Annotated in this window: 20 protein-coding genes and 1 riboswitch; of the genes, 2 read left to right on the top strand and 18 right to left on the bottom strand. The window is 37.1% G+C overall.

Features of this window, described 5'->3' with window-relative positions; all coding sequences use genetic code 11:
• Positions 1 to 183: 183 nt before the first annotated feature.
• From queA to B5488_RS02565, 10 genes are all read right to left on the bottom strand, one after another.
• Positions 184 to 1239, bottom strand: coding sequence for a tRNA preQ1(34) S-adenosylmethionine ribosyltransferase-isomerase QueA (gene queA, locus B5488_RS02615; RefSeq protein ID WP_172839994.1), 1056 nt, complete (start codon positions 1237 to 1239; stop codon positions 184 to 186).
• 81 nt (positions 1240 to 1320) lie between these two features.
• Entirely contained in the window at positions 1321 to 2550 is a 1230-nt protein-coding gene (aroA, locus tag B5488_RS02610; protein ID WP_079733859.1) for a 3-phosphoshikimate 1-carboxyvinyltransferase, read from the bottom strand.
• A gap of 12 nt (positions 2551 to 2562) precedes the next feature.
• The gene (locus B5488_RS02605; protein ID WP_079733858.1) at positions 2563 to 2826 is read right to left on the bottom strand and encodes a hypothetical protein; all 264 of its coding nucleotides are present in this window, start codon (positions 2824 to 2826) and stop codon (positions 2563 to 2565) included.
• On the bottom strand, positions 2826 to 3152 hold the full coding sequence (locus B5488_RS02600; RefSeq protein WP_079733857.1) for a nucleotide pyrophosphohydrolase: 327 nt from the start codon (positions 3150 to 3152) through the stop codon (positions 2826 to 2828). Before B5488_RS02600 ends, B5488_RS02605 begins: the two co-directional genes overlap by 1 nt.
• A gap of 1 nt (position 3153) precedes the next feature.
• Positions 3154 to 3606: a D-aminoacyl-tRNA deacylase gene (gene dtd, locus B5488_RS02595; protein ID WP_079733856.1), complete on the bottom strand. Its 453-nt coding sequence runs from the start codon at positions 3604 to 3606 to the stop codon at positions 3154 to 3156.
• Complete coding sequence (gene rsgA / locus B5488_RS02590; RefSeq protein WP_079733855.1) at positions 3603 to 4553, bottom strand: ribosome small subunit-dependent GTPase A; 951 nt, start codon at positions 4551 to 4553, stop codon at positions 3603 to 3605. The genes dtd and rsgA overlap by 4 nt, the downstream gene beginning before the upstream one ends.
• 241 nt (positions 4554 to 4794) lie before the next feature.
• Entirely contained in the window at positions 4795 to 5877 is a 1083-nt protein-coding gene (locus B5488_RS02580; RefSeq protein ID WP_079733853.1) for a bifunctional 3-deoxy-7-phosphoheptulonate synthase/chorismate mutase type II, read from the bottom strand.
• Positions 5878 to 5901: 24 nt separating this feature from the next.
• Positions 5902 to 6750: a prephenate dehydrogenase gene (locus tag B5488_RS02575; RefSeq protein WP_172839993.1), complete on the bottom strand. Its 849-nt coding sequence runs from the start codon at positions 6748 to 6750 to the stop codon at positions 5902 to 5904.
• The gene (locus B5488_RS02570; protein ID WP_079733851.1) at positions 6750 to 7895 is read right to left on the bottom strand and encodes a pyridoxal phosphate-dependent aminotransferase; all 1146 of its coding nucleotides are present in this window, start codon (positions 7893 to 7895) and stop codon (positions 6750 to 6752) included. Before B5488_RS02570 ends, B5488_RS02575 begins: the two co-directional genes overlap by 1 nt.
• Positions 7895 to 8719, bottom strand: coding sequence for a prephenate dehydratase (locus tag B5488_RS02565; RefSeq protein ID WP_079733850.1), 825 nt, complete (start codon positions 8717 to 8719; stop codon positions 7895 to 7897). Before B5488_RS02565 ends, B5488_RS02570 begins: the two co-directional genes overlap by 1 nt.
• A gap of 420 nt (positions 8720 to 9139) precedes the next feature.
• Between B5488_RS02565 and gldA the strand changes: the two genes are divergently transcribed.
• Positions 9140 to 10045, top strand: coding sequence for a gliding motility-associated ABC transporter ATP-binding subunit GldA (gene gldA, locus B5488_RS02560; RefSeq protein ID WP_079733849.1), 906 nt, complete (start codon positions 9140 to 9142; stop codon positions 10043 to 10045).
• On the opposite strand, the gene B5488_RS02555 is transcribed toward gldA, so the two are convergent.
• The 8 genes from B5488_RS02555 to B5488_RS02525 form a co-directional block, all read right to left on the bottom strand.
• Positions 10032 to 10787 carry a head GIN domain-containing protein gene (locus B5488_RS02555; RefSeq protein ID WP_079733848.1) on the bottom strand — a complete coding sequence of 252 codons (756 nt, stop codon included), beginning with the start codon at positions 10785 to 10787 and terminating at the stop codon, positions 10032 to 10034. The two genes, gldA and B5488_RS02555, sit on opposite strands and share 14 nt — an antisense overlap.
• Positions 10784 to 11884, bottom strand: a complete 1101-nt coding sequence (locus tag B5488_RS02550; RefSeq protein WP_079733847.1) for an acyloxyacyl hydrolase — start codon at positions 11882 to 11884, stop codon at positions 10784 to 10786. Before B5488_RS02550 ends, B5488_RS02555 begins: the two co-directional genes overlap by 4 nt.
• Before the next feature lie 24 nt (positions 11885 to 11908).
• Positions 11909 to 12865, bottom strand: a complete 957-nt coding sequence (metF, locus tag B5488_RS02545; protein WP_079733846.1) for a methylenetetrahydrofolate reductase [NAD(P)H] — start codon at positions 12863 to 12865, stop codon at positions 11909 to 11911.
• A gap of 156 nt (positions 12866 to 13021) precedes the next feature.
• Positions 13022 to 16162: a vitamin B12 dependent-methionine synthase activation domain-containing protein gene (locus tag B5488_RS02540; RefSeq protein ID WP_079733845.1), complete on the bottom strand. Its 3141-nt coding sequence runs from the start codon at positions 16160 to 16162 to the stop codon at positions 13022 to 13024.
• A complete protein-coding gene (locus tag B5488_RS02535; RefSeq protein ID WP_079733844.1) occupies positions 16159 to 17175 on the bottom strand; it encodes a homocysteine S-methyltransferase family protein in 1017 nt (338 codons plus the stop codon). The genes B5488_RS02540 and B5488_RS02535 overlap by 4 nt, the downstream gene beginning before the upstream one ends.
• 52 nt (positions 17176 to 17227) lie before the next feature.
• Positions 17228 to 17336: riboswitch (SAM riboswitch) on the bottom strand.
• A 193-nt stretch (positions 17337 to 17529) separates the two neighbouring features.
• Entirely contained in the window at positions 17530 to 17796 is a 267-nt protein-coding gene (locus B5488_RS02530; protein WP_079733843.1) for a hypothetical protein, read from the bottom strand.
• 69 nt (positions 17797 to 17865) lie between these two features.
• Entirely contained in the window at positions 17866 to 18036 is a 171-nt protein-coding gene (locus tag B5488_RS17815; protein WP_154045341.1) for a hypothetical protein, read from the bottom strand.
• A complete protein-coding gene (locus tag B5488_RS02525) occupies positions 18036 to 18458 on the bottom strand; it encodes an OsmC family protein (protein ID WP_079733842.1) in 423 nt (140 codons plus the stop codon). Before B5488_RS02525 ends, B5488_RS17815 begins: the two co-directional genes overlap by 1 nt.
• A 220-nt stretch (positions 18459 to 18678) precedes the next feature.
• Between B5488_RS02525 and B5488_RS02520 the strand changes: the two genes are divergently transcribed.
• On the top strand, positions 18679 to 19584 hold the full coding sequence (locus B5488_RS02520; protein WP_079733841.1) for a hypothetical protein: 906 nt from the start codon (positions 18679 to 18681) through the stop codon (positions 19582 to 19584).
• The last annotated feature ends 19 nt before the right edge of the window (positions 19585 to 19603 follow it).

Here is a 19603-nt window from a genome sequence, read left to right as displayed (position 1 = left end):
TTAAGCTGAAGCTAAGTGTTTTAGATTGTGGTGATAAGAGAAATTTGAAGTTGAAAAACTCCTAAATGTACAGGATTCTTGAAACCTTTTAGGAATATTATTGTTCTTTCTGAAAAGAAAAAAGCCACGAATTCACCAATATTATTAGTGAATTCATGGCCTAAGATTATATCAAATTAAAAATTAGATGATCAACATCGCATCTCCATAAGTATAGAAACGGTATTTTTCTTTTACCGCTTCCTCATAAGCACGCTTCATAAAATCGTGACCGGCAAAAGCCGAGATCATCATAAGCAGTGTAGATTTTGGAGTATGGAAGTTGGTAATCATGCAATTCGCAATACTAAAATCGTAAGGAGGAAAAATAAATTTATTAGTCCAACCTCCAAATTCGTTTAAAGTATGGTTTGAAGAAACCGCACTTTCTAACACGCGCATTACGGTTGTACCTACAGCACAAACGCGGCGGTTTTCCAGTTTTGCTTTGTTGATGGTTTGCGTAGCTTTCTTTTCAATAAAAGCTTCTTCGCTATCCATTTTATGCTTGCTAAGGTCTTCTACCTCAACCGGGCTAAAAGTTCCCAAACCTACGTGTAAAGTAACTTCAGCAAAATCTACTCCTTTAATTTCCAAACGCTTTAACAGGTGTTTAGAAAAGTGAAGGCCCGCAGTTGGTGCCGCTACAGCTCCTTCTTCTTTCGCGTAAATTGTTTGATAACGTTCCTGATCTTCAGGCTCAACATCACGTTTTATATATTTTGGAAGCGGAGTTTCCCCAAGATCCTTCAATTTTTTTCTGAAATCTTCATAAGAACCATCGTAAAGAAAACGAAGCGTTCTTCCGCGGGAAGTAGTGTTATCTATCACTTCTGCCACTAAACTTTCATCGTCACCAAAATAAAGTTTATTCCCGATTCTAATTTTTCTCGCAGGATCTACAAGTACATCCCAAAGTTTGGTTTCAGGATTTAATTCCCTTAAAAGAAAAACCTCAATTCTGGCACCGGTTTTTTCTTTATTACCATATAATCGCGCCGGAAATACCTTGGTATTGTTCAATACCATAACATCTTCAGGCTTAAAATAATCCAGAATATCTTTAAATTGTTTATGTTCAATTGTTTGTTCTTTCCTGTTTAGAACCATTAGCCGTGCTTCGTCCCTATTCTCTGAAGGGTACTCTGCCAAAAGTTCATCCGGAAGTTCAAAATTGAAGTGTGAAAGTTTCATTCCCATAATTGCATTTTTAGAAGCGGCAAATATACAATCTCAAGGTAGGGGTTGTCAAGTAATTAAAGGTTTATTTAAAAAAAGCTTTTAAATTGAGGTTTTTTCAATCTCAAAATTGAGTTTTTCAAGATCTTCCCAAAACCCGGGATACGATTTTGAAACCACTTCGGCATCTTCAATTTTAAATTGAACTTTGAGCCCCAACGGCGCAAAAGCCATCGCCATTCGGTGGTCGTTATAAGTTGCTACCGAAACATTTTCTGAAAAATCTTTCTGCGGAAGAAGCTCGAGGCTGTTATGGGTTGCTTTCACTTTACTGCCAAACTTTTCAATTTCCGTTTTTAAAGCTTCCAGCCTGTCGGTTTCCTTAATTTTCAAGGTATGCAAACCGGTTAAATAACAAGGCACATTTAAAGCTAAACAGGTTACTGCTATGGTTTGTGCGATATCGGGTGAATTTTGAAGGTTTTCTTCTATATGTTTTGGTTTGCTGCCGGGACGTTTTTCTAAAATAACATGATCGCCTTCAAATTTTGTAGTAACCCCAAATTGTTTATAGATTTCAGCCAAACAGGAATCTCCCTGGAGACTTGTTTTTCTATAAGTACTCAATTTAAGTTCAGCAGATTCACTTATTGCCGCCAAACTATAATAATAAGAAGCCGAACTCCAATCTGATTCTACCGCCAGGGTTTGCTCTTCTAATTTATTAGTCGGTTCGATTGTAATAGTATTTCCTTCAAAAGTTCCTGTAACGCCAGCTCGCTGCAAGATTTCTAAGGTCATTTTAATGTAGGGTGTAGAAGTAATCTTACCTTCTAAATTAATTTCGAGTCCATTGGGTAAAGAAGGCGCGATAAGCATTAAGGCTGAAATATACTGGCTGCTAATATTTGCTTCCAGGCTTACCGTTTTAGCTTCTAACTTCTTCCCTTTAATTCTAATTGGAGGATAGCCTTCATTCTTTTCATAAGAAATATCGGCTCCCATTTTTTTAAGAGCATCTACCAATAATTTCACCGGACGCTCCGTCATTCTTTTACTTCCGGTTAAAACTACTTCTCTTCCTTCTAAAGTAGAGAAATAGGCGGTTAAAAAACGCATTGCGGTACCAGCGTGATGAATATCAATTAATTCATCTTCATTCTTCAGAGCTTTTTGTAAATAATGGGTGTCGTCACTATTGGAAAGGTTGCTGATCTTTAAACTGGGATATAAAGCCTGCAAAATAAGTAAACGGTTAGATTCACTTTTAGAGCCGGTAACTTTTATAGTTCCCGTAAGATGTTTTTTGGTATTTGAAATCTTTAAGTTCATTAATTGCTAATATTAATTTTCAACATCTTTCTTTTGTTTTGCTCTAAACTGCCCAAACGAAATGATAAATCCATACGCAAAAGCTGCAAGCAATTGGCCTACTATAAAGCGAAATAATTTACCATCTTCTGTACGGTCAGTAAAATAGGCTTCAAAATGAAATCCGCCGTATTCAAACAGCATACTTACAATATCATATACAATTAAAAAGCCCAGCCCTAGAAATAAAACTGATTTCCAGAAGGCTCTTTTCGAAATCATTTCTTTGAATTTCATTATTTTAACTTTTCGTTATTATGATGCCTGTCGTGATCTCTTTTTGTTTTAATATCTAGTTTTTTATCAAAAGCTTCCTGGAGATTAACTCCCGTTTGATTGGCAAGACAAAGCACTACAAACATCACATCTGCAAGCTCTTCTCCTAAATCTTTATCTTTATCTGATTCTTTTTCGCTTTGCTCTCCATAACGGCGCGCGATAATTCGGGCAACTTCGCCTACTTCTTCGGTAAGTTGCGCCATATTGGTAAGTTCGTTAAAATACCGAACTCCGTGTTCATTTATCCAATCGTCTACAGCTTTTTGAGCGTTTTCTATGTCCATTTTATTCCCTTTGTTTTGAATCTATACTTATTGTTACCGGCCCGTCGTTAATTAATTCCACTTTCATATCGGCGCCAAATTTTCCCGTTCCTACCGGTTTCCCTAAAGATTCTTCCAGTTTTTTAATGAATTTTTCATAAAGCGGAATAGCAATATCTGGCTTTGCTGCTTTTATAAAACCTGGGCGGTTTCCCTTTTTTGTAGAAGCGTGTAAAGTAAACTGACTTACAACAATGGCATCGCCATCTACGTCTAATAAAGAAAGATTCATCGCATCATTTTCATCATTAAAAATGCGCATTTTTACAATTTTGTTACAAAGCCAGTCTATATCTTCCTGGGTATCTTCTGCCTCTATTCCCAGTAAAATTAAAAGGCCTTTACGCATCACGGCGTTGATCTCGTGGTTTATTTGTACCGAAGCTTTTGAAACCCTTTGTAAAACTACTCTCATTTTTTTGGATAAATATCTGTTCTATAATTGTCTTCCTCCCCTTCTAAAATCTGGAGATAACTTTTATAACGGCTCCAGGCAATAGAACCTTCTTCCAGGGCGTCCTTTACAGCGCATTTTGGCTCTTCCAGGTGTAAACAATTATGAAATTTACAGTCTTGTTTAACTTTAAAGAATTCAGGAAAATAATTACCCAATTCTTCACGTTCAATTTCTACCACACCAAAACCTTTAATTCCCGGGGTGTCAATAATTCTTGCATCAAAAGTAAGATCAAACATTTCTGCAAAAGTAGTGGTATGTTGTCCCTGCTTATGCTGTTCAGAAATCTGGGAAGTTTTTAAATTTAAACCCGGTTCAATCGCATTGATCAAAGTAGATTTTCCCGTTCCACTATGGCCGGCAAACATACTGGTTTTGCCCAGCATCATATCCTTAACTTTATCTACATTTTTACCGGTAGTTGCTGAAATCCCTATACAATCGTAACCCGCATTTCTATAAATTGCGGCGAGATATTTGATCTCTACCAACTCGTCTTCGTTATAGCTATCAACTTTATTGAAAAGCAACACCGCCTTTACATGGTAAGCTTCAGCAGTAACCAGAAATCGGTCTATAAAAGTGGTAAGCGTGGGCGGATTATTAAGGGTAACCAGTAAAAAAACCTGGTCTATATTGGCCGCGATAATATGGGTTTGCTTAGAAAGGTTAACCGATTTCCGAATAATATAATTCTCTCGTTCATCAATCTTTTTAATCACTCCCTGCTCTGCTCCTTCCTTATCTTCAATATCAAATTCTACGCGGTCACCCACAGCAACAGGATTGGTACTTTTAATACCTTTAATTCTGAATTTTCCTTTGATTCGGCAATCATAAAACGTTCCCGCCTCACTTTTCACCTGGTACCAGCTTCCGGTAGATTTATAAACGGTTCCTTTCATTCACATTGTGGTTTTTAAGTGGCTGTTTGAAGTTTTTTAAAACCGTCATCCTGAACTCGTTTCAGGATGACGGTTGTTAACATATTAGAAGCTGAAACAAGTTCAACTTGACGGAAACAATCTCGAAGCCTCGGGACAGGATGACGTCCATAAGTTAACCTCCAAACAGCCACTTTGCTAAAATAGCAAAAGCAGTTTTCACTAGTTGCTTTTAAACCAAAAATCATGGAAAACAAGATTCTTAAGCTTTCATAATTTTTTCCTGGTGGTTAATGGATTCCTGGTGAACCGCTTTAAACAAACGCAGAATAAATTCTTCGCTTAATCCGTGCTGTTCTCCTTCTAATACCATATTCCCAAGAATTTCGTTCCATCTTTTCGTTTGTAAAACAGAAACATTCTGTGATTTTTTCACCTGTCCAATTTCGTCTGAAATTTTCATTCTTTTTGAAAGTAGCTCGATCAATTGATTATCGGCTACATCAATTTTAGCTCTTAAAGTGCTCAGTTTATTCTGAAATTCTTCACTTTCTGAAACCTCTTTTCTAATCTTCAAATCTTTCATAATCTGAACAAGTGTTGCGGGGGTGATTTGCTGTGCAGCGTCACTCCAGGCATCATCGGGAGTGTGGTGGGTCTCAACCATAAGTCCGTCGTAATTAAGATCTAAAGCTGTCTGGCAAAGATCAAAAATAATGTCTCTACGCCCTGCAATATGCGACGGATCTAAAATTAGCGGAAGATCTGGAAATTTATTCTGAAGCTCAATCGCGATCTGCCATTCAGGGTTATTTCTGTATTTCGTTTTTTCGTAAGCTGAAAATCCACGGTGAATTACTCCTAAATTTTTAATATCGGCAGTATGAAATCTTTCAACCGCGCCCAACCAAAGTGAAAGGTCTGGATTAACCGGGTTTTTCACCAAAACCGTTTTATCGGTGCCTTTAAGAGCATCAGCGATATCCTGAACAATAAACGGCGAAACCGTAGTTCTGGCGCCAATCCAAAGAATATCAACATCGTTTTCTAAAGCAAGATCTACGTGGTTTGCGTTCGCAACTTCGGTGGTCGTCATCATCCCGGTTTCTTCTTTGGCTTTTTTCAACCATTTTAAACCTAGCGCTCCAACACCTTCAAAATTTCCCGGTCTTGTTCTGGGTTTCCAGATTCCGGCACGTAAAACAGTGGCATCGGTATCTTTTAATTGGTGAGCGATCTTTAAAACCTGCTCTTCGGTTTCAGCGCTACAAGGGCCAGCGATTACCAACGGATGATCTAATCCGAAATCGTCTAGCCACTTTCTTTGTTCTTTGTTGTTTTCCATAATTTTAAATTTTAATCCTGATTTTTAATTTATTCCGTTTAAAATTGATTTGATATGATTGGTGCGTTGCATTTCATTATAAACTTCCTGGAAATCATCATTTTCCAGCAAGTCTTTAAAATGCGTAAGATTATTAATATATTCAGTTAAAGTTTCTAACACATTCTCTTTATTTTCTTTGAATATCGGAGACCACATTGCCGGAGAACTTTTTGCAAGTCTTACCGTAGAAGCAAATCCACTGCCTGCCAAATCAAAAATATCGCGCTCGTTTCGCTCTTTTTCCAAAACTGTTTTCCCCAACATAAACGAGCTTATATGAGATAAATGTGAAACATAAGCAATATGCCTATCGTGGGAAACTGGATCCATATATCGAATTCTCATTCCCAGTTTCTGAAAAATATCAAGCGCCCGCTCCTGAAGTTTAAAAGCTGTTTTTTCAACTTCACAAATTATATTTGTTTTATTCCTATACAGGTTAGAAATTGCCGCTTCGGGCCCGGAAAACTCGGTTCCTGCAATAGGATGGGCCGCTAAAAAATTCCTTCTGTTTTGATGATTCGCGATCTCTTTACAAAGTCCCGATTTGGTAGAACCGGCATCAAAAACCAGGGTGTTTTCACCTACCAAATCTAAAACTTCAGTTACCACTTTATTGGCAACATCTACCGGAACAGCCACCAAAACAACATCGGCGTGTGGAACATCTTCCATTTTCGAAAAATGATCTATAATCCTGAGCTCCTTCGCTTTTTTTAGGTTTTTATCATTGGCATCGCTCCCATAGATTTCCGCTTCGGGAAAAGCCGATTTAATATCCAGCGCAAAAGAGCCGCCTATAAGTCCTATTCCTATTATTTGAACTTTCATTATTGTATCCGTTTAATTGCCCGGTTTATATTTTCTTCCGTAGCGCAAAGTGAAAACCGAATGTAACCTTCGCCATTACTACCAAAAATAAAACCCGGCGCGGTAAAAATGTGATATTTATTTAGCAGAAAATCTACAAAAGCTTCAGCGTTTGTGCCCTTTGGAACCTTTGCCCAAACAAACATTCCTGTTTGATCTTTTTCAGGTTCACATTGTAAAGCTTCAGCAAGCTCCAGTACTTTTTCTTTTCTGCTTTGATAAACTTTATTTTGGGCAGAAAACCAATCTCCGTTTAAGCGTAAAGCAGCTGCCGCTCCAGCTTGTAGCGGATAAAACATTCCGCTATCCATGTTGGTTTTTACTTTTAAAACCGTGTTTAGGTTTTTCTCGCTTCCACAGAGCATTCCTATTCGCCAGCCGGCCATATTAAAACTTTTACTTAAGGAATTCAGTTCTAAAACCACGTCTTTCGCTCCTTCAGCTTTTAAAATACTTTTGGGATTGTCGTTCAGGATAAAACTGTATGGATTATCGTTTACAATTAGGATGTTATTTTCCTTTCCAAACTTCACCAAATCATCAAAAAGCGTTTTATTAGCCGAGGCTCCTGTAGGCATATGCGGATAATTAACCCACATTAGTTTTACCCTGCTCAGATCTTTCTTCGCCAATTCTTCTAAATTCGGCAACCAATTTCCTTCAGCATTTAGATCATAAAAAACTGCTTTTGCGCCCACAAGTTCAGTAACCGAAGAATAAGTTGGATACCCGGGATTTGGGATAAGTACCTCATCACCTTCATTTAAAAAAGCCATAGAAATATGGGTGATTCCCTCTTTACTTCCCATAAGCGGAAGGATCTCGGTCTCTGCATCCAAAGAAACCTGGTAATGATTTTGATAAAATTTGGCGATAGCATTTCTAAAATCGGGTGTGCCTTTATAAGGCTGATATTGGTGAGCACCGGTATTTACAAGGGCTTCGTTTAAAGCCGAAATCACCTGTGTTGGTGGCGCCAAATCTGGGCTGCCAATACCAAGATTTATAATATCTTTCCCGGCAGCTGCCATTGCACGCACTTCCTTCAATTTTGTGGAAAAATAGTATTCTTTTACGTTGCTCAACCTTTTGGCCTGCTCTATCATTACAAACTGTTTTTGTAGGTTCCTAAAATTGTTAATCGCTCGGTCATTACTTCCAAAATATCCATTGCTTTTTGGAATTCTGCATAGTCTTCAAAAGTTACATCGATAAAAAATGAATATTTCCACGGAAATTCTATAATAGGCATACTCTGTATCTTAGTCATATCCAGGTCAAAATCCCTTAAGATATTTAATACTGAAACCAGGCTGCCACGCTTACTTTCCAGTTCAAACTTTAAAGAAGCTTTATCTATTTTATCGCCATTTGGCTCTTTCTTTTTGGTGCTAATAATCAAAAAACGCGTCGCATTGCTTTTCTTGGTATGAATGCTTTCTGCTAAAATTTCCAGTCCGAATAACCGCGCTGCAGCTTTACTGGCCACCGCCGCAACTTTTGTACTTCCTTTTTCTGAAATTCTCCTGGCAACTTCCGCGGTATCGGCATCTTCAATTAATTTAATATGCGGATGCTTTTTAAAGAATTCCTTGCACTGCAAAAGCGCCATGGGATGCGAATAGACCTTTTTAATGTTCTCTATTTTTTGTCCCGGCATTGCCATAAAATTCATATCTATCGGGATATAATGCTCACCTACCACTTTTAGATTATTTTCATCTATAAGTGCATAATTTGGTAGAATCGAGCCCGCAATAGAATTTTCTATAGCCATCACACCTTCATTAGCTTCACCCTTTAAAAGGCTTTTGGTTAGTTCAGCAAAAGACATGCATTCTAAAACCTTAACCTCCTGGTGGTAATATTCCTGGGCCACCAAATGATGAAATGACCCCTGCACTCCCTGAATTGCAATAATTTTCTCCATTAATTTTTATAATAATCTCGATAATTGAGTAAAAAAAAAGTCCCGATGTTTATCGGGACTTTTTTATATAATTTCTTACTTAATTACATAGCATTCCCGTTCCTATCTCTGAAATAGAAATAAAAAAAGTAAAATGCGTTCCAGCTAATTAAGTGATTCATTGTTTCGTTGTTCTGGGGCTAAAGTAGAATATAATTCCTTAATGAAAAACCATTTTTTAGATTTTTTTAGGCTTTTATATGCTTTTTACAGACTTGATTTTTTTTCTAAAGAATCGTCGAAATATTTATAATAGCTTTTAAAATAATCACTTAGTAATTCCGAAATCTCTAATGAGATGGCGCTTCTGAAACCTGATATATCTAATTTCGGACTATTATTGGCGAGTTAAAAATACTTACTTTTGAAAAAATGCTTGCTATGTCTATTCATGTTGAAGGAATTTCAAAATTTTATGGCGAACAAAAAGCGCTGGATTCAGTTTCTTTTAAGCTGAACAAAGGAGAGATTGTTGGTTTTTTGGGCCCAAACGGTGCCGGAAAATCTACTTTAATGAAGATCCTTACCGGTTATCTTTCTGCATCAGAAGGTAAAGCTGAAATAAATGGAATTTCTCTTGAAGACGATTTACATAAAATTCAGCAGCAAATTGGCTATTTGCCGGAGCATAATCCACTATACACTGAAATGTACGTGCGAGAATATTTGGAATTCCATACCAAAGTTTATAAAACCGATAAATCACGCATAGAAGAAGTTATAGAACTTACCGGCCTAAAACCGGAAGCCAATAAAAAGATAGAGCAGCTCTCTAAAGGATATCGGCAACGTGTTGGGCTGGCAACGGCATTGCTTCACGATCCACAGGTTTTGATCTTAGATGAACCTACCACGGGATTAGATCCCAATCAATTAGTGGAAATCCGGAATCTTATTAAGAATATTGGAAAGGAAAAATCGGGAAAAACCATATTTCTTTCCACTCACATTATGCAGGAAGTTGAAGCTGTTTGCGATAGGGTGATCATCATCAATAAAGGAAAGATAGTTGCCGATAAAAATTTAAAAAATTTACGCGAAGAAAATGAACAGGTGATTTTAGTGGAATTCGACTACCGCGTTGAAGAAATCGCGCTCCAAAAAATGCCACATTTACTTTCAGCAAAAAATGTTGGTGGATTTGCCTATGAACTCACTTTTGACACCAAAAAAGATATGCGTCCTGTAGTATTCGATTTTGCCCATGACAACGGATTAAAAACACTCCAGTTAAATCAAAAAACGAAAAATTTAGAAAGTTTGTTTGCGGAACTTACTCAAAAATAAGTCGGCCGGTGTAGTGTTCTTCAATATCAACCTCTGTTGGACGGTTTTTTGAAATTATATCTCCAAAACCAAAAATATCGCCCTTCAAAGATTGCTGCGGATTGATAATTAATTTGTTGGTGCCTCGATGTAAAATGTCGTAATGCTGAACGATTAAATCTTCGGCTTCCAGCCTGCCATCACCATTTGCAAAAAAGAGGTTTACATTTTCTGCATTTCCGGTTAGAAAATAATTAGAAATATTATCGTTGGTAATTCTTAGATTTTCAACCTCAAGATCAAGGATGAAATCGCCATTAGTATGAATATTCGGGTCGCGCTCCTGGTTAAAAGATCGCAACCAAAGCTCTGGGAAATTTAGGGTGCCAACACTTTCAATAGCACTACCACTGCTATTTTGCAACCAGTTTAAAGTTGGCGTAGTTACATAAATTTTGGTGATCTCGTAATCCCGAAAAAGGTTACAGGAATTTTCATTCCGTAGTTGAAGTCGGTTATTTTCTACTTCAGCAAATACATTTTCACGAAGATTTTCTCCAGTTTCGATCTTCACTTTATATTCATCGCCCTGTTCAATAAAAAGTTTTACACGTTCATAAACTATAATTTCTTCAAAGGAATCTACGCTAAACTCTTCAAAAATAATTTCCCCGGACGTCTTTACACAGGTTGGTACTTCTTCAGAATCACATCCTAAAAAGACAAAAATCAATATCAATATGCTGAAAATTTGCTTTCTCATAGTCGATATCCAATTGAAATTTCTACGGCCTCGGCATTCGCATAATGGGAACGTACTGTAAGTGAAGCCCAAAGATTTTCGGTGATTTTTCTTTGCAGACCAACCCTGTTATACAGCTGATCTACAAAATGCTCGTATGGATAATACGCATAATATCCCAAATGTGTGATCACCGATAACTTATTGAAATTTAGCTGATGCCCAACAAAAACCCCAACCCGTTTAGAATCTTCATCCCCGGTGGTATTTCCGGAAGGAAAAGCTACCGACTGATAATAAATACGTTCTTCCATAGCTTTGGAAAAGAAAACTTCAGTTCCCGCCTGAAGCGTACTTTTATGATTAAGCACCTTATCGGCATAAGCTGAAAAGGTTAAAAACGGATACTGTTTAGAACCAATAATTCCCATCGTATTAACGCCGCTTCGTAATGCAAAATTAAAATTAATGGGTTCTGTATATTTTTCTTGTGAGCCTTTTGGAATATAATTAGACTGGTTTTGATGGTCTAAAGCATAATTTACGCCCAGGTTAAAGGTGATAGTATTTGTGCTGGCATTAGGCGATTTAAAATCGGCGTTGGAATAATGAATCAAGGAAAGCCCGGCCTGCACTCCCAAACCTTCAAAAATATTTTCCTTTTTATAATTCGCCATCAGGTAAGTGGAACTTAGCAAGCGCGAACCGTAGGCATTATTTTTATAATTATCATCTGGGTGATATGGATTGGAAGCATATGCAAGCCCCTGCCCTATTCTAAACATTAAATTTCTTTTGAAAAGGTAGAAATTCATATGCGCATAGAGTCCGTAATTTTCACCTAAGTTGGGATTTTTCATATCCTGATAGGTAAAAGAAGCGCCAACATCGGGATAATTATAACGCTTTTCCCAATCTTCCAATCCGAAGCTTTTTTTATTAAAACCAAGAATTAAACCCGTAGGATGCCCGGTAATTAAATGAGCGATATCGGGATTGTGTTCGGCAATTGTTCCGTAAAAATAGCTGGCATCAAAAGAATAATAATTCTTCCCGGGTTCCTGGGCAGAACTATTATAAATGCTGAAAAGAAAAATAAGGGCAGTAATTTTCTTCATTATCGGCAAATGTAGCCTAATATTTTAAAAAACCGCCTCGGCAATTTTCTGAATATTGGTACTTCTTCCCATAGAATAGTAATGTAAAACAGGAACTCCAGCAGCTTTCAGCTCCTTAGATTGTGCTATAGCCCATTCAATACCAACTTTTCTAACCTCAGCATTATTTTTACAGGATTCAACATTTCTAATTAATTCTTCAGGCATATCTATGCTAAAAACCTGAGGCAATAATTGTAGATGCCTTTTAACGGCTATGGGTTTTATCCCTGGAATTATAGGCACAGTGATTCCTGCTTCCCTTGCCTGATCTACAAAATCAAAGTATGCTTTGTTATTAAAAAACATTTGAGTAACCACATAATCTGCCCCGGCATCAATCTTTGTTTTCAACCTTTTTAAATCGGTTTGCAATGATGGGGATTCCAGGTGTTTTTCTGGGTAACCGGCCACTCCAATACAAAAATCGGCGTTATTATCAGATTCAATAACTTCGTTTAGATATTTTCCTTCTCCCAAATCTTTAATTTGTGCTACCAACTCACTGGCAAAACAGTTCCCGCCATGAGTAGGTTCAAAATAACGTTGGTGTTTCATGGCATCCCCACGCAAAGCCATTACATTTTCTATACCCAGATAATGACAATCTACCAATAAATACTCGGTTTCCTCACGAGTAAAACCACCACAAAGCACGTGCGGAATAGTATCTACATTATATTTTTGCTTTATTGCAGCACAAATGCCCACCGTACCGGGACGCATACGGGTTATCTTTCTTTCCAGTAAACCATCTTCTTTTTTAATATAAACGTGTTCCTCCCGGGAGGTAGTCACATCTATAAACGGCGGTTTAAATTCCATTAACGGATCTATATTATTATAGAGATCCTGTATATTTCTTCCTTTTTGCGGCGGAACAATTTCAAAAGAAAACAATGTTTCTCCTTTTGCCCGGTTTATATGCTCTGATACTTTCATTTAAAATTTATTGTATGCTGTAAACTGTATATTGTAAATTGGTATTTCATCTGTTTATAATTTTGGCACCAAAATGGGGATTTATTACAGCCCTATAAACATAGCCCTGTGTGTTGCTGTTTTTGTGTCCAGCATCTTGCTGATTTCATTATACTATTAATCTGCAATATTTGGATTAAGCCATTTTTCGGCTTTTTTCAACGGAATTCCTTTTCTTTCAGCAAAATCCCTCACCTGATCGTCTTTTATTTTTCCAAGGCCAAAATATCGAGCTTCAGGATTGGCAAAATAATAACCGCTTACGCTCGCAGCCGGCCACATCGCTAAACTTTCGGTAAGTTCTACGCCAATTCGCTCTTTAACCTTTAAAACTTCCCAAATACTTATTTTTTCTAAATGATCTGGACAGGCGGGATAACCCGGTGCCGGGCGAATTCCCTTATAAGTTTCCTTTATTAATTCCTGGTTACTTAAATTTTCTTCGGGCGCATAACCCCAGTCTTCACGTCTTATTTTTTTATGTAAATATTCAGCAAAAGCTTCGGCAAGTCTATCAGCTAAGGCTTTTATCATGATCGAGTTATAATCATCGAAATCTTCCTCAAACTTTTTAGCTAATTCTGCGGTTCCAAAACCTGTAGTTACACAAAAACAGCCTATATAATCCTGGATTCCGGTTTCCTTTGGCGCAATAAAATCGGAAAGTGCAAAATTTGGTTTTCCACCGTGTTTTTTTAATTGCTGCCGAAGGGTTCTAAAAAGAATAGTTTTTTCTTCGGAATCTTCTTCATAAGCAACTTCAATATCATCATCGTTAACCGTATTCGCTGGAAACAATCCGTACACCGCTTTTGCTTTCAGTAATTTTTCGTCAAGAATTCTTTTCAGCAAAACTTTTGCATCGGCAAATAATGAAGTTGCCTGTTCACCCACCACTTTATCGGTTAAAATATCGGGATACCGGCCGTGTAAATCCCAGCTTCTAAAGAAGGGACTCCAGTCTATAAAAGCTTTAAGTTCTCTTAAATCGAAATCATCTATCTGCTGAATTCCGGGTTTATTAGGCTTGGTTATTTGGGTGGTTTTCCAGTCTATGGCATACTTGTTCTTTCTCGCGTCTTTAATAGAAAGAAAAGATTTTACTTTACTTCGTTTCTTAAAATTAAGCCTGAATTTATCATATTCCGCCTTTAGATCGCTCATATATTTTACGCGCGTATTTTCTTTTAAAAGATCACCAATTACCGTCACCGCACGAGAAGCATCATTTACGTGAGCTACCGCATTTTTATACTGCGGATCTATTTTTACTGCCGTATGCGCTTTTGAGGTTGTGGCACCTCCAATAAGTAAAGGCACATCAAAATTTTGCCGTTCCATCTCTTTGGCCAGAAAAACCATCTCATCTAAAGAAGGTGTAATTAAGCCACTTAGCCCGATAGCATCAACGCCTTCTGCTTTTGCAGTTTCAATAATTTTTTCTGGCGGCACCATGACGCCTAAATCTATAATTTCATAATTATTGCAACTTAATACCACACTTACAATATTTTTCCCAATATCGTGAACGTCTCCCTTTACTGTAGCCATTAAAACTTTTCCCGCCCCTCCCGCACTCGATGGCAGGGCCTTTTTAAGCATTCTGGAAATTTTATTTAAAACGCTGTCCAGATTAGAGCGTATATCGTCATCGTTAAACCTAATAACCCGGAACTCGTGCTTTTTTAGCCAGGCCGTTCTTTCTTCATCATTCTTTTTATCCTCGGGCAATTGATGTATTAGGCCATCAATTTCTACTATAAGTTTCTCTTCAAGACATACAAAATCGGCTATATAATCCCCTATAATTTGTTGCCTTTTAAATTGGTAAGACTTCAATTCCCCAGTATCTAAAGCATCCCCCAAAATGGTCTCAGCTTCACTAATATTATTATAGCGATGTTTTTCGGCAAATTCCTTCATGCCACCAAAAAATTCCGGATCGGTTTTTTCCCAATAATCCTCACCTTTTGGGGGTTGCGGGGCTTTTTTTGCAGCTTCTATATAGGGTAAAAGGTAAGCTACCGCTTTCTTCATTACTCGCGCCGATTTCACTACCTGCGGAAGGAACATCTTTCCGCTTCCAAAAAGATCGCCCACTACATTCATACCTATCATTAAATGGCCTTCTATTACCTCAATAGGTTGTTCGGCTTCCTGACGCGCCTGTTCAATATCCTCTAAAATATAAGCATCGATTCCCTTTACAAGTGCGTGAGTAACCCTATCCTGCAAGGGTTTTTCCCTCCAGGAAAGATCTACTTTATTCTCTTTTTTAGAACCTACTACTGTTTCTGCAAATTCAAGCAAGCGTTCGGTAGCATCTTCTCTCCTGTCCAGGATTACATCTTCCACATGCTCTAAAAGGTCTTTCGGGATATTATCATAAACTTCCAGAAGTGCAGGATTTACAATCCCGATATTCATTCCTGCTTTAATCGCGTAATACAAAAACACCGAATGCATGGCTTCCCGCACCGGGTTATTTCCACGGAAGGAAAACGAAACATTGCTAACTCCCCCACTAATACTACAATGAGGAAGATTTTCTCTTACCCAACGCGTGGCTTCAATAAAATCTATGGCATTGCGTTTATGCTCGTCCATCCCGGTACCTACCGGAAAAATATTAAGGTCAAAAATGATGTCTTCTGGTGGTAGTTTTACCGTATTAACCAAGATATCATAAGAACGCTTTGCAATTTCAATTCGGCGGTCATAATTATCGGCCTGCCCCACTTCATCAAAAGCCATTACAATTACCGCTGCCCCATAACGTTTTATTTTCGTGGCGTGTTCAATAAATTCTGCTTCACCTTCTTTTAGGCTTATAGAATTTACCACACATTTTCCCTGCACCACCTGTAAACCGGCTTCGATGATCTCCCATTTAGAGCTATCTATCATGATAGGCACACGGGCAATATCGGGTTCGGCCACAATTAGATTAAGGAACTTCACCATAACCTCTTTGCCTTCAATAAGGCCATCGTCCATATTAATGTCGATAATCTGGGCACCACCGTCTACCTGGTCTCGGGCGACTTCCAGGGCTTCTTCAAAGTTTTCTTCTTTAATTAACCGAAGGAATTTTTTGGAACCCGCTACATTAGTCCTTTCCCCAACATTTACAAAATTGCTATCGGGGGTAATTATTAAAGGTTCCAGGCCTGATAACTTTAAAGGCCTAACCTCTTGTTGTTCTTTTTCCGGGGAAATTTCTTCCTGTTTATTTTCTTGATTCACTGTTTCTATCATAAAGCGGTGGAAAATTCAGGTTTCACTATTTTTCTTGGATTATAATCTTTGGCAATTTCAGCAATAGCTTTAATATGCTCTGGTGTGGTACCACAGCAACCACCAAGAATATTCACCAAACCTTTTTCTAAATATTCCCTAATCTGTCTTGCCATTTCTTCAGCATCCTGGTCGTATTCTCCAAAAGCATTTGGCAATCCTGCATTAGGATAAGCCGAAACTCCACAGTTCGCAAATCGGTTTAAAACTTCCAGGTGCGGAGTTAGTTGTTTAGCGCCCAATGCGCAGTTAAATCCAACACTCAATAATGAAATATGTGATACTGAAATTAGAAAAGCTTCAGCGGTTTGCCCCGAAAGAGTTCTTCCTGAAGCATCGGTAATCGTCCCACTTACCATTATTGGAATATCTAACTGCAATTCTTCTTTAAGTTCATCCAGGGCAAAAAGTGCTGCTTTAGCATTTAAAGTATCAAACACGGTTTCTACCAGAAGAATATCTGCGCCGCCTTTTATTAAAGCTCTGGCCTGTTGTTTATAAGCTACCCGCAATTCTTCAAAAGAAATTGCACGAAATCCGGGGTCGTTTACATCTGGGCTCATACTGGCAGTTTTGTTAGTTGGGCCAATGGCGCCGGCTACAAAACGAGGTTTTTCCGGGTTTTCTTCAGTCATTTTCACGGCAACTTCTTTGGCAATCCTGGCCGACTCATAATTGAGTTCGTCTACCAGCTCTTCCATTTTATAATCGGCCATGGCGATCGTGGTTGCAGAAAAGGTGTTAGTTTCTACAATATCGGCTCCGGCTTCAAAATATTTGCGATGTATTGTTGCGATTGCTTCAGGCTGCGTAAGAGACAAAAGATCGTTATTTCCCTGCACGGAAACCGGCCAATCGCTAAAACGTTTTCCACGGAAGTCTTCTTCAGAAAATTTGTATTCCTGAAGCATCGTGCCCATGGCACCGTCTAAAATGAGTATATTTTTTTGAAGTTGTTCTTCTAATTTCGACATATAATTTTATCTAAAATCACTATCAAAAAAAGAAGCGGGAAAGAATTCTTTCTTGTTATCTATCTTCGCCAAAAGCGAAGTAGAAGGTAGCACCTTCTCCCATTACAGGAGGGTTGCCAAGGTTTCAACGGGTCTATTCCCTCAACCTTTCTTGATAACGATGTTATAAACAATGAACTTGAACCAGCAAATATACGGCACAGCCTTTTAAATGCAAGGCCTAAGAGTAATTTTTATGGATAATGTATTTTATATGATTTACTGAATTATATTTTTAAGAAAACAGAAAAAAGAAGGGATAAAAATTAAAGATTATTCCCAAATACGGCTTTAATTTCCAAAGTTTCTATTGACTTAAAAAGCCGAATTACCAAACTTCTTAATTTCAATAGAATCAGTTGCATTTAATTCGTTTAGAAAATATTTCAGCGCTTCTTTCTTCTGTTTATTCTGAAGAATAATTTCATAATTATATTTATCACCTGAAATCGTAGTAAAATAAATATGGTTTTTATTGCCGTACAAAGTATACTTCCAGAAACTGGCGTAACCACCATATTTAAAACCGATTTCCTGTAATTCAGAAATAAAAAATTCCTTCCTGGAATTGGCTAAAATCACTTCTACGCTATTTTCATCTATCGTAATTTCACCGAGATTCTTTGGCTTAATAAACGACTGACTTAAAGCTCAGAACATTCCCAGCATAAAAGCAATACTACCGGAAATTCGAAGCCAGGCTTCTTCTACTTCAAAAATAGATGTTAGCGCACTCCCTCCAAGAAGGAGAATAATAAAAAGAATTCTTAGAAGCACCGAAGGCTTCCAGGTTCTAACTATTCTGGTTTCGAAAGATTTCATTAATTGATAAGCTCACCATTTAAGGTGATAGCATAATTAATTTCAGCTGCCTTTTCCAGCATTTTAGAAACCGAACAGTATTTTTCCATAGAAAGATCTACTGCACGTTTTGCTTTTGCCGCGGGCACATCTCCTTTTAAAAGAAAATTAAGCTGAATTTTCTTAAAAACATTTGGCACTGCACCATCTTCCCTAAAGCCTTCAACCTCAACCTGAAGATCTTCAAGTTCCAGGTGTTGCTTTTTGAGAATCATAACTATATCAATACTGCTGCAACCCGCAATAGCTCTTAGCAATAGATCCATTGGGCTGGCACCCTTTGGTTCGGCATCGGTTTTATTGTCTAAGTGAACAATGTCTCCTCGTTCATTTACGGTTTCAAAATGATAATCTTTATTAAGTCTTTTTAGGCTGATCTTCATGATAAATCTTGTTTTGAACAAATTTAGCTAAAGCTTATTAAAAAACCTTACGGTTCTTTAGCTTATAACATGTTAGGGTTTTCCGTAAATGATAGTAGCAAATTTTTAATAGATTTACAGGGACGCTTAAAATTAAAAATGTTTTTATCCTGAATACGAACTTTGCTATAGTTTGAAACGCTACGGGTATTAGGAGTTATAGCCAATTTTAAAGAAAATAATGATTTTAAAAGATTCCAAATTAGAAACAAGTATTACAGATTTTTTCAATTCAATAGAAGATCTTTTCGATTATAGGAAAAAGAACAAATGGAAATCTAACCTTTTTAAATTCTTACTCTTTTTAAGTTTTGTTTTTGTAACATTTAGTGTCATACCAGTTTTCCCAAAAGTTATGGATGACCAATTCCAATCTCTATTCCTGTGGTTAGATGCTGTTTTTCTCCATTCTAATATTAAATTTTCATTCTGGATTAGTTGGGGTCTCAGTGTATTAGTTAGTTTAGTTATTTTAGGGATTTCATATCTACCCTATTTATACTGGAAAAGTAGAGAAAACAAATTTCTGAAACCGTTTCTATTAAAATTCTGTTATGCTTACATATTAAGAAAAGAATTGAAAAGTTATTTACTCAATGAAAATGAAGTACATCTAGAGAAAGGGACAAAATATTTTGAAAAAATTAGCGAACCCCTTCAAACACTGCATATTTCTGGAGAAAAAACACCTGTTGGCTCATTTACATTTGCAGAAATTCAGAAAAGCCTAGAAAAGCAAAATGGGTTAATAAAATTTACAGATGATTCTAAAGAGATAATCGAATCAACAAATACAATAGATGAAAAAATTTATAGCAGACTAGAAAAAAGAATTGAAATTGATAAAATATTACCACTTATAGAAATAATCACGTTATATGAGTTCGCAAAAGTAAAACCTGAAGAAAAAAATCAAAATGGTGAAAAACTAAAAGAATATAAGAATGTAATTCTAAGAGAATTTTATCAAGAACTGACAAAAATTGAAATATTAGATAATAATAACGATGTTGATAGTAAAACATCAAAAATTAAAACCTTCTTTTCTAATATCGAGGGTGTAATCTCAAGTCTGTCTAGACTTTGAAAATTAAATTAAAATTTTT

It is taken from the genome of Salegentibacter salegens (genome assembly GCF_900142975.1).
Classification (GTDB): Bacteria; Bacteroidota; Bacteroidia; order Flavobacteriales; family Flavobacteriaceae; genus Salegentibacter; species Salegentibacter salegens.
Note: the sequence above shows the minus strand (reverse complement) of the source record. Positions and strands in the feature narration are given on the sequence as shown.

Excerpts from the sequence above, each read along its gene's own strand:
- dtd (WP_079733856.1), bottom strand. The coding sequence starts at position 3,606 with ATGAGAGTAGTTTTACAAAGGGTTTCAAAAGCTTCGGTACAAATAAAC.
- B5488_RS02565 (WP_079733850.1), bottom strand. The coding sequence starts at position 8,719 with ATGGAGAAAATTATTGCAATTCAGGGAGTGCAGGGGTCATTTCATCAT.
- B5488_RS02600 (WP_079733857.1), bottom strand. The coding sequence starts at position 3,152 with ATGGACATAGAAAACGCTCAAAAAGCTGTAGACGATTGGATAAATGAA.
- B5488_RS02550 (WP_079733847.1), bottom strand. The coding sequence starts at position 11,884 with ATGAAGAAAATTACTGCCCTTATTTTTCTTTTCAGCATTTATAATAGT.
- gldA (WP_079733849.1), top strand. The coding sequence starts at position 9,140 with ATGTCTATTCATGTTGAAGGAATTTCAAAATTTTATGGCGAACAAAAA.
- aroA (WP_079733859.1), bottom strand. The coding sequence starts at position 2,550 with ATGAACTTAAAGATTTCAAATACCAAAAAACATCTTACGGGAACTATA.
- queA (WP_172839994.1), bottom strand. The coding sequence starts at position 1,239 with ATGGGAATGAAACTTTCACACTTCAATTTTGAACTTCCGGATGAACTT.
- B5488_RS02605 (WP_079733858.1), bottom strand. The coding sequence starts at position 2,826 with ATGAAATTCAAAGAAATGATTTCGAAAAGAGCCTTCTGGAAATCAGTT.
- B5488_RS17815 (WP_154045341.1), bottom strand. The coding sequence starts at position 18,036 with ATGAAATCTTTCGAAACCAGAATAGTTAGAACCTGGAAGCCTTCGGTG.
- B5488_RS02525 (WP_079733842.1), bottom strand. The coding sequence starts at position 18,458 with ATGAAGATCAGCCTAAAAAGACTTAATAAAGATTATCATTTTGAAACC.
- B5488_RS02575 (WP_172839993.1), bottom strand. The coding sequence starts at position 6,750 with ATGAAAGTTCAAATAATAGGAATAGGACTTATAGGCGGCTCTTTTGCG.
- rsgA (WP_079733855.1), bottom strand. The coding sequence starts at position 4,553 with ATGAAAGGAACCGTTTATAAATCTACCGGAAGCTGGTACCAGGTGAAA.
- B5488_RS02535 (WP_079733844.1), bottom strand. The coding sequence starts at position 17,175 with ATGTCGAAATTAGAAGAACAACTTCAAAAAAATATACTCATTTTAGAC.
- metF (WP_079733846.1), bottom strand. The coding sequence starts at position 12,865 with ATGAAAGTATCAGAGCATATAAACCGGGCAAAAGGAGAAACATTGTTT.
- B5488_RS02570 (WP_079733851.1), bottom strand. The coding sequence starts at position 7,895 with ATGATAGAGCAGGCCAAAAGGTTGAGCAACGTAAAAGAATACTATTTT.
- B5488_RS02555 (WP_079733848.1), bottom strand. The coding sequence starts at position 10,787 with ATGAGAAAGCAAATTTTCAGCATATTGATATTGATTTTTGTCTTTTTA.
- B5488_RS02520 (WP_079733841.1), top strand. The coding sequence starts at position 18,679 with ATGATTTTAAAAGATTCCAAATTAGAAACAAGTATTACAGATTTTTTC.
- B5488_RS02540 (WP_079733845.1), bottom strand. The coding sequence starts at position 16,162 with ATGATAGAAACAGTGAATCAAGAAAATAAACAGGAAGAAATTTCCCCG.
- B5488_RS02580 (WP_079733853.1), bottom strand. The coding sequence starts at position 5,877 with ATGGAAAACAACAAAGAACAAAGAAAGTGGCTAGACGATTTCGGATTA.